Below are 9,991 nucleotides of genomic sequence, written 5' to 3'. Positions count from 1 at the left end.
TCCGTTGCGCTGAACTCAGCCCGTTCAGCTTCTGCGAGTCGAGCGGCAAGCTGAGTTGGCGAACGACCACGAGAGATCGTGTCGGGGGTGGCAGGGTTCTCATGTTGCGCCTCCGCGATGGTGAAACCATCCGGAGAGCCTCGCCGGAAACGGCGTTCGATCAAGAGCTTGTGAAGCTCAGGCAGCGCGGCAAGCGATACGCGCGGGGGAGCCCAGGTCCATTGTCGCGCAAGCCACCGGATCGACCATCCAGGCGGGAGCGGTAATGACATGCCCCGGCACGACGACGAGATGAATGTCCGACCGTTCGCGCGTTCTTCGCTGTTCTCGCAGCGAAGCCGACGTCCGAAATACGGTGCCAACGGTAATGGACCTCGATCTCCTGCCCAATATGGGCAGAATGACCGCGAGATGACGATGCCGCGCAGGGCTCGCTCGGCTGCATTGTTCGGTAGGCAAATCCGGCCATCATCGAGGAATCGGGTGAAGGATGACCAGCGCCGCAGCATGTAGTTGAAGGCCTTGGTCAGATCGTGTCCGCGCGAGAGTTTGTCGCGCGTCTCGATCATCCAGCGCAAGAGCTGGGGCGATATTTCTCTTCGCACGTCCGCAAAGATGCCCCAAACGCGCACCTCGATGGCCTCGTTGCTAGTCGATGCCCATAGTGAAATCGTGCTCGTGGGCGACAGCGCGTCGGCGTGGTTCTCCCTGGCGCGCCGACAACAATTCGCGCGGGATGCTAGTACTACAGTTGCGGATGCCGATGCCGTTTGTAGTGACAGATGGTGGCCGCAGCCTGACGTCGTCGTCGCCATTACGACCAGGCGATGATGAAGGGCTTTTGTGTCGGTGGGAAGATGAGGATCCGGGCGAGGAGATAGCGGATCTCGGGGACGCTCGGGACGAGCGCAGCCATCCGGATCAGGCGGCGATTGGCTCCTTTGGACTCGTTTCGTTCGGTTTGCTCCATGCGCTGCGGCGAAGATCAGCCGATAGCTTCGAGAGGAATGCCAGGGCGGCCATGCACAGGCTCATGTGGCGATGCCATCCATGCCAGGACCGAGCCTCGCAATGATCCAGTCCGAGATCATCCTTGGCGCGCTCAAAGCACTCCTCGATCGCCCAGCGCAGGCCGGCCACTGCCGCCAATTCGGCCAAGGAGGAACCGGGCGGGGCGAAGACCAGGTAGTAGGCTTTTTCTTCGGATGTCGATCGCTTGCGGCGGACGAGAAGCCAATGCTCGAAGCCGCCTTTTGACGTCCAAGGGCGGCGGATGCGTGCCCAGTCGTAGAGCCGAGGCCCTTTGGCGCCTTCACCTGCCGCATGACAGACCCAGTCGTCGGGCTCGAACTCGCCGGCCAGTTCCTCGGGCGAGGTTTCCTCAAACAGACGATCCCCTCCACGGCGCATGAAGTGAGCGCCTCGAACCGCCAAGACATAGGGCTGCTCGCGAGCTTCCAGCATCCGGCGAAGGCTGCTGTCCGCCCCGTAGACAGCGTCGCCCAGAACGTAAGCGCACGGGATTCCGGCATCGAGCGCCGCCTCGACCATGGCGCGCGCCATCTTTGGCTTGGTCGCAAACTCGACCGTCTCCGGGATCGACGCTCTGGCACATCGCGCCCGATCCTTTGTCCAGCTCTCCGGCAGATAAAGGCGACGATCAACCAGCGCTTGGCCGTAGCGGCTCGCGTAAGCCAAGAACACGCCGATCTGGCTGTTCTCGATCCGCCCCGCCGTTCCCGAGTACTGACGCGCGACACCGGCGGAACGATCGCCCTTCTTCACAAATCCCGTCTCGTCGACGATCAGGACGCCATCCTCATCGCCCAACGCCTCCACCACATAATCGCGAACCTCGTCTCGGAGCCGATCAGCGTCCCAGTGGCTGCGCCCCAACAGCGACTGCATCCGATAGGGCCGCTCCGGACTGCTCGGCCATCAGCCAGCCTGTCTTACGCTCAATGCCGGAAAGAAGGCCACCAAGGAAATCTGCGCCCGTCTCCCGCAACTCACGACGAGGAAGCACCCGCCCAACCCGCGCCTTCAGCGCAGTGAGCTCCTGCTCCCAAGCCAACAACGACCCTGACCACGAAGCGACAGACATGGTTCCCTCCATAACCTGTCGAGTGAATAAAATCAAATGATCCGCAACTACTAGCTAGATTTGCGTCCATCTCACTCCTAGATGACAACCATATCCAAGCTGAATTTGACGAAAGCTGCCGACGATCGATATGTGTTGGCTTAAGGGGGAAGTAACTTTTCATGTAGGGTCGGATGCTCTCGCGATGTTTCTGGGATTCGGGCACGCTTCACGATGAGCCGGCAACGCCATGTTAAGGCAGATCCATCTAGAGGCGGTCGGGTTGTGGCCGATAATCTGGATTGGTTGCCCAAAGCGTGCACAGGTAACGTCTAGCGTCGCAAATTCTACTGCAAATGAGGGATAACAATGGGCGAAGCACCGCACCTTACGTTCAATCTCGACACCCCTGGCGTGAGCACGGGGCATCTTGTTGTCCCCAGAGGTGTCGACTGCGAAGCCCTTTCGCTCCCAGTCTTCAGCTGCAATAGGGGGGAGGGACCGCGCCTCCTTATCACTGGCGGAAATCATGGCAATGAATTGGAAGGACCAATTGTCGCACGACGGCTCGCTGACTGGCTGCCTGAAGCGCAAACGTGTGGAAGGGTCATAATCCTACCAGAACTCAATCCGCTTGCCGTGCAGGCTTGGACCCGTACCACACCGGTCGATGGGAAGAATCTAAATCGAGTGTTTCCGGGCCGCTTTGACGGGTCTGTAACAGAACGAATAGTAGATGCTGTTTTGCGCCTGCTGTTGCCTATGGCCGACACCGTGTTTGATCTGCACAGCTTCGGACCAACGTGGGATTTTCCACCGGCGGTCATCACTCATCCTATTGCTGATGCAGATCTCATGGCCAAGACGCTCCGAATGGCAGAGGCATTCAAATTACCGGTGACATTGCTCTGGGAATACTACGACACGGATGTAATGTTCGATGCTTGGGTGCATCGCCAAGGCAAGGTATTCGTCTGTGCCGAATTCGGCGGCGGCACGGTCGGCTCCGAAGCTCTGGGAATCTATGAGGCTGGCGTCCGCAATGCCCTCATCGCGCTCGGACTCGTCGAGGGAACAGCAGAGTCTCCGATCTTCCGTCAGCAGAAGTCCAACCAGACACTTGAAACGCTCTTATCCGACCTGCTGAAATCGCCAGCGCGAGGCATCTTCGAACCTCGCTGTTCGGTGTTGGATAAAGTGCAGCAGGGAGACCTAATAGGCATCCTCCGTCCGATGGAGTCGCTGTCGACTGGTTCCATTGATATCTGCGCTCCCACTACATCTATCGTCTGCGGTATCCGATCCGGAGGGTATGTCAACGCCGACGATGAGCTAGCTTATCTTGCTCGACCGCGAAATCTCTCATGATTGCGTGCTGATCGATCGGCCGCGCGATCAACTCGAAATGATATGACCTGCCAGCGCTGGACACAATGACGCAGCGTATGATGGATTCTGCCTGCGCAGTGGCGATTGCATGGGACGTCGGCATACGAGTCGTACCGTGTCGGTGGCATGTGCCACCTATCCGAACCGATTCTAATGTCAGTTCTTCAACCGGACAAGCCATTGAGCGCCAGACATATGCGGTGTCGCTTTCAACATCCCTCTTCAGCACCAGGGTTGTCGGAGCCGATACAGATACCAAAGTGCCGTGCAGCCTTGCCCAAGCCTACACATCTTCCTATCGGATTGCTCCGGATCGTATTCCGGCAATCCGAGCGCTCTCAGTTCCCGAACTCGCACAGTGTTCCAAGTCTCGCCGTCACCTGTTTTGTAACGCATTACCGCAAGCTCATTGTCCGGCCAATGCCAGCAAGCTTGCGGAGCACCTCAACCGCCATTGATGCCAGGTCCTGCAGAAAGCGTCCGGTCCTGACGCGCGACCCGGATTCCGTATGGCGCCCGTCATGCTAATGGACAAACAACACCGCTTGGGGGCATCCGCAAATTCAAGCCAGCCAGAGGGACTGGCGCGAGTAGTTCGAGACGCTCTGTACGGCCGACGCGCGAGATTTGCCGCCCTGCCTCAAGAATGAAACCCGAAAGGGCGCAGCGATCGAGCAGATCTGGATCTTCGAAAGCAGCTGGAGCCAGAGAGCCGAAACGCTCGTTGGTGAAATCTGGACTTGATCTGCAGATGACCATACCGGCCAGAGCTAGAGCGCCATCTAGATCCAAGATACCGCCGATCCAAAATTGGTATTTGACGGCTCTTTGGACGTCCTCCTACAGTCCTGCATTACCTGATATCCAATTCATCGTGGGCGAGCGGCTACGATGAAGTCAACGTCTAATCACCGAAAGCCTACTCCAAACGAGAGGCCGCATAGCAAAAAAGGGGAACGACGTGAGTTTACATCGTGTGAATAGGCGTACTCTTCTGAAGTCGGGTGCCGCGCTTAGCGGGGGTTTGATTGCTGCCGACATGCCGTTGTCTCAGGCCATCTGGGCCGCGGAAGGTAAGGTGCTTACAGTGCGATCCGACTACGACATCGATAAGCTCGACCCGGGCTTCTACAACAATTCGTACAATGTCGATGTAATGAACTGTATTTACTCAAAGCTAACGCGTTACAAGACGAGTTCCGAATGGGGCTGGGAACTGGAGGCGGCTGAGACAATCGAGCAGGTAGACCCTACTCATATCAGATTCCGTTTGAAGAAGGGCATCAAGTTCACTGGCGATCACGGAGAAATGACAGCCAAGGATGTCAAATTCTCGTTCGAGCGCATCATCAAACACAACTCCACGGTTATGCTCGATTGGGGCTCTTTGGATCGCGTGGATCTGGAGGATGACTATACTGGCGTCATCGTATTCAAATCCCCATACATACCATGCTGGAATGTTGCTCTCCCATATGGCGCCGGACATATCGTTTCCGAGAATGCGGTGATGAAGGCAACGAAGGACGGCGGGGATTTCGGCATGAAGCCTCCCGCCTTCTCGGGTCCGTATGTGCTCACGGAATGGAAGGCAAACCAACATGTAGTGTTAACGCGCAATCTCGAATGGTCTGGCCCGGCGCCGGGGTTTGACGAAATCCGCATCTTACCCATCGCCGATGTAACGGCTGCGCAGAGGGCATATCAAGCGGGCGACGTCGATTTCACATTTATCAATTTGGCATCGCTCCAGACTTTAAAGAGCCAGCCGCCGATCGATACTAAAGTCGAAGATAAGAAACCAATAAACTATGTTTGGGTCGGCATGAATGTGGATCACCCAAATCTAAAGGATATCAATGTTCGCAAGGCCATTCAATGGGGAATCAATGTTCCTCAGATTTTAGATGTTGCATATGCGGGGCAGGCCAATGTGGCTACCGGCGTCGTCGCGCCGGGGATTATTGGTAACCGAGACAAAGCGCTCGTCCCACCAGAAGGCGACTTAGAGAAGGCCAAACAATTCTTGCAAAAGGCGGGCGTCAGCGAACTGGACTTAACGATTACGTGCGTGAACCAAAGTGCTTATTCGACGATAGCTGAGACGGTACAGGCGCAATTGTCGCAGATCGGCATTATTGTCAATGTCAACGTCCAAGATCCTGGATCCTTCAACACGATCGGTATGGAATCGCAGGGTAACCAATGGAAAGATATTCAGCTCATTGTAAACTTCTTCACCTCGTTGCCAGATCCGTACTATGCCACTTACGGTTTTATGAGCGACCAAGTTGGCATCTGGAATTGGGAGCGGTTCCGCAGCGTCCGCTTTGACGAGCTCAGCAATAAGGGGATTGCAGTCAGTGACCCAGTGGAGCGCGCGAAGCTCTATCATGAAATGCAAGACCTGATGGAGGATTCAGGAGCTTACCGGTTTCTAACGAATCAGGCGACGCCGATCATGTACCGCACCACTGCAATGCAAGCTGCTACTCGCCCTGACGGCCGTCCGCTCTATATCGATTTCAAGCCAGCTTAATAGGAGACGATCTGACGGGTCCCGCGCATGTTGTTGTATGTGCTAAAAAGGATTGTGCTGGCGATCGCAAATATTGTGATCGCCGTGACCCTCCTGTTCCTGATGATCCGCGCCGTCCCTGGCGATGCTGCGGCGATCCTGCTCGGACCCCGGCCAACTCCGGAAATGAAGGCGTTGCTTCACCAGCAGATGGGTCTGGATAAGCCGCTTGTTATGCAGATCACTACCTTCTTCGGCGGGCTGCTCCACGGCGATCTCGGCTTCGACGTATTTAGTCAAAGGCCTGTTGCCGACATTGTCTTCGAGCAATTGCCTTATACGATCGAACTGGTCCTGGTGTCGATCTTTTGGGCAGTCGCCGTAGCCGTGCCGCTCGGCTGCTACTCGGCGATGCGCCGCAACTCCTTGATAGATCAGGTGGCCGGCATCGTGACGGTCGCCACGATCGCAATTCCCTCCTTTGTCATGGCGGTCTATGCGCTGCTGATTTTTGCCGTGACCCTTCACTGGTTGCCAGCGATCGGAGCCGGTAACGGCTTCTGGGATGGACTCATCCATCTCGTTCTCCCGGGCTTCGCCATAGGGATTGGCTGGGTTGGCTACATTTCCCGACTGGTAAAAGCATCCATGCTGGAAATCCTAGGTGAAAACCACATACGGATGGCCCGCTCTTTCGGAATCTCGGAATGGCGCATTGTTGCGCGCTACGCGCTCCCGCTCGCAATCCTTCCTACAGTGACTATACTCGGCGTAGGCATCGCATGGCTGCTTTCGTCCGCTGTCTTTATCGAGGTGGTCTTCGCGAGACCTGGCATCGGCGCGTTGATTGTGAGCGCGGTCAATACGCGCAACTATCCGATTGTGATGGGCATCGTGCTCGTCAGCACGTTCCTTATCGTTGCCGCCACTACGCTCTCGGATCTAGTCAATGCGTTCCTCGATCCCCGAACCCGGGAAAAGCTGTGATATGGTGAGCGTTGAAGCCATCCGTCCAGAAGCCAACGATGCGATGGCTACCGGGGTCTTTCGCACCTTTTGGGGGCAATTTCGCAAAAATCGGCCGGGCGTGCTCGGAGCTGTGCTTGTCATACTCATAGCAGCAATTGCGATCTTCGCTCCGCTGATTATCACGCACGACCCGACGCGGATCATGGTGGGGCCGCGTCTGGCCGCACCTTCACTAGACTTTCTGCTGGGCACGGACCAACTGGGCCGCGACACGTTTTCTCGTATCATCATGGGCGGGCGCATCCCGCTCCTTGTCGCTTTTGCCTCCCTCGGCAGTTCGCTGGCGGTCGGAGTCGTGCTTGGTCTCATCGCGGCGTTCGGGCCGCGTTGGCTGGACAATTTGCTACTGCTCATCTTTGATACCATCCGCTCCTTTCCCGGTATCATTTTTGCGCTGGCAATCATCGCGCTCTTAGGCCCAAGTCTGGGCAGTGTCATCTTCGTCATCGCAATAACCTCCATGCCCATTTATGCGCGCCTAGTGCGCACCCAGGCCCAGGCGCTGCTCGGCAGTGAGTACATAGCTGCGGAGCGTAGCATGGGCGCCGGCACGATACGCATTCTTGCCGCTCACGTACTGCCCAATGTGCTCGGCCCGCTTCTCATTCTGGTGAGCATGGACGTTCCGGCCATCATCGCCGTGGAGGCGGGTCTCAGCTTTCTGGGTATGGGCGTGCGCCCACCAACGCCCGATTGGGGAGCTATCCTCAACGATGGATATAGCTATATCGATCAAACGCCCTGGCTTGTCATAGCCGGCGGCATTCCCATCGTCATCGCAACACTTGGCTTCACGTTCCTGGGCGAGGCGCTGCGCGACATATTCGATCCCAAATTGCGGAAAGACCTATGAGACACGACGATCCGAGACCGCGGCTCTCATCCAGTCGCCCGCTTCTTGAGATCCGTGACCTAAATCTCGATTTCGGCACATCGCGTGGGCGCGTTCATGCCCTGCGTAACGTTTCTCTCGACGTTCCGGCAGCACAAGTGGTTGGCATCGTCGGCGAAAGCGGATCCGGGAAGTCGACGCTCGCGTATACTGTGATGGGCCTACTTCCAGAAAATGCAGATGTGACATCCGGCAGCATCCTGTTCGAAGGTAAAGACCTGCTCAAAATGCCTGTTCCAGCACGTCGGAACCTGCTCGGCGATCGTCTCTCGATGATCTTTCAGGACCCGATGACCGCACTCAATCCGGTGCGGACCATCGAGAGCCAGATGATCGATATCCAGCACCACGAACAAGGAAGCTGGAGCGAAAAGCGCGCTCGTGCCCTCGAGATGCTTCACCGGGTCGGAATTCCCGACCCGCAAAGTCGTAACGGCGCCTATCCGCATCACTTCTCCGGCGGCATGCGCCAACGCGTTTGCATTGCCATGGCACTACTTGTGAAACCGGCGCTCCTCGTCGCCGACGAGCCAACCACTGCGCTAGATGCAACGCTAGAAGTGCAGATCATCCATCTTCTCAAAGAACTGCAAAAGGAGATCGGCTGTTCGGTCTTGTTCGTCTCCCACCACCTCGGCGCGGTGGCTGAGTTGTGCGACCGGGTCGCTGTCATGTATGCGGGCGAAGTGGTGGAGGAGGGGGCGGTCCGGGACATCTTCCACAATCCTGCTCACCCCTACACCCGCGCGCTGCTTGAGTGTGACCCGGGACGGATCAAGAAAAGCACGCGCACTTTGCCGACCATTCCCGGCGAGGTGCCTAGTCTCCTCGGTTGCAAGCAAGGATGCGTCTTTCGCACACGTTGCCGACATGCGTACAACCGCTGTGTGCAAGAGAGCCCGGCCGAGTACCGCGTCGGCCTGGATCAGGTCGCCCGATGCCATCTCCTCGACAAAGAGCGGCTCGTTTCGGCATGAGCGCGCTTCTTCGGGTTGAGGACCTGCGCGTCCGCTTCCGCACCATGGGTCCACTGAAGGCGTTGGCAACCGGGACGAAAGCCCCTTTCATCGACGCGGTATGCGGCGTGTCCTTTGAAATCTGCAAGGGCGAGACACTCGCCCTTGTCGGTGAAAGCGGCTCAGGCAAATCGACCGTCGCGCGCACGATAATCGGCCTGCAGCGGGCCGTGAATGGCAGCATCAGATTCGACGGACAGGAAATTGAGGCGCTCAGCAGGGCTGAACGCAAGCCCTACTTGCGGCGCATGGCGATGATGTTCCAGGATCCGATCGGCTCACTGTCGCCGAGGCTGACCGTTCGATCGCTCCTCACAGAGCCTTTCCGGATCCATGGGCTGAAGGAGCGCGATGCCGGAGCCGAGGCGGCGCGCCTGCTTCGAATGGTTGGCTTGCCGGCGGATTTTGCTCGCCGCTATCCCCATCAGCTTTCCGGAGGTCAGGCCAGGCGCGTTGGGATTGCGCGTGCTCTTGCGCTGAATCCGGACTTGATTATTGCCGATGAGCCGACTGCAGGCCTCGACGTTTCGGTGCAGGGCGAGGTGCTCAATCTTCTCGCGCGGCTTCAGGACGAACTCGGCATGGCGATCCTCATCATCACGCACAATCTTAACGTGGTGCGCCACATGACCGATCGGATGGCGATCATGTATCTCGGTCGCTTTATCGAGGTTGGCTCGACCGAGCGAATCTTTGAATACCCACGCCATCCCTATACCGAGGCGTTGCTTGCGGCCAATCCCGAGCCTGACCCAGATGCGGTGCTTAACAGGATCGAGCTCAAGGGCGAGGTGCCCAGCCTGTTCCGGCGGCCATCCGGCTGCGAGTTCCACACTCGTTGTCGTTACGCGCAGGATATCTGCAGCCGCGTGTTCCCCGCCCCTTCCACAAACCCGGATGACGTGGATCACAGCTTTAATTGCCATTTTCCGCTGGAGGGCGAAGCCATTGAAGTTCGTCCTCTAGCAGGCTTTTCTGATTGGGGTTGTTGAGGTCAAGCTCCTGTTGCGTTTTTTTCGGACCATGTCGCCCCGCGGGTCACTCGCTTCTCTTCGCGGTCGGCG

Annotated in this window: 6 protein-coding genes and 2 pseudogenes; 6 read left to right on the top strand and 2 right to left on the bottom strand. The window is 57.5% G+C overall.

The genetic code is table 11. The features are described from left to right. Positions 1–371 precede the first annotated feature (371 nt). Together NKH19_RS33670 and NKH19_RS29815 are read right to left on the bottom strand one after the other, a co-directional pair. Positions 372–605, bottom strand: a pseudogene (locus NKH19_RS33670) (IS66 family transposase); the annotation flags it as partial. Positions 606–921: 316 nt separating this feature from the next. Then, a pseudogene (locus NKH19_RS29815) lies at positions 922–2,104 on the bottom strand (IS701 family transposase). Positions 2,105–2,452: 348 nt separating this feature from the next. Between NKH19_RS29815 and NKH19_RS29810 the strand changes: the two are divergent. The 6 genes from NKH19_RS29810 to NKH19_RS29785 all read left to right on the top strand — a co-directional run bounded on the left by NKH19_RS29810 (position 2,453) and on the right by NKH19_RS29785 (position 9,919). After that, positions 2,453–3,451: a succinylglutamate desuccinylase/aspartoacylase family protein gene (locus NKH19_RS29810; RefSeq protein ID WP_352983395.1), complete on the top strand. Its 999-nt coding sequence runs from the start codon at positions 2,453–2,455 to the stop codon at positions 3,449–3,451. Between the two features lie 982 nt (positions 3,452–4,433). Continuing rightward, a complete protein-coding gene (locus NKH19_RS29805) occupies positions 4,434–6,011 on the top strand; it encodes an ABC transporter substrate-binding protein (protein ID WP_352983393.1) in 1,578 nt (525 codons plus the stop codon). Positions 6,012–6,038: 27 nt separating this feature from the next. Continuing rightward, a complete protein-coding gene (locus NKH19_RS29800; protein WP_352983391.1) occupies positions 6,039–6,977 on the top strand; it encodes an ABC transporter permease in 939 nt (312 codons plus the stop codon). Further along, the gene (locus NKH19_RS29795; RefSeq protein ID WP_352983390.1) at positions 6,940–7,872 is read left to right on the top strand and encodes an ABC transporter permease; all 933 of its coding nucleotides are present in this window, start codon (positions 6,940–6,942) and stop codon (positions 7,870–7,872) included. The genes NKH19_RS29800 and NKH19_RS29795 overlap by 38 nt, the downstream gene beginning before the upstream one ends. Next, positions 7,869–8,888 (top strand): ABC transporter ATP-binding protein, encoded by a 1,020-nt coding sequence (locus NKH19_RS29790; RefSeq protein ID WP_352983388.1) that lies wholly within the window; start codon positions 7,869–7,871, stop codon positions 8,886–8,888. Before NKH19_RS29795 ends, NKH19_RS29790 begins: the two co-directional genes overlap by 4 nt. Further along, positions 8,885–9,919 carry an ABC transporter ATP-binding protein gene (locus NKH19_RS29785; protein ID WP_352983387.1) on the top strand — a complete coding sequence of 345 codons (1,035 nt, stop codon included), beginning with the start codon at positions 8,885–8,887 and terminating at the stop codon, positions 9,917–9,919. Before NKH19_RS29790 ends, NKH19_RS29785 begins: the two co-directional genes overlap by 4 nt. The last annotated feature ends 72 nt before the right edge of the window (positions 9,920–9,991 follow it).

It is taken from the genome of Mesorhizobium sp. M1338, assembly GCF_040318045.1.
Classification (GTDB): domain Bacteria; phylum Pseudomonadota; class Alphaproteobacteria; order Rhizobiales; family Rhizobiaceae; genus Mesorhizobium.
Note: the sequence above shows the minus strand (reverse complement) of the source record. Positions and strands in the feature narration are given on the sequence as shown.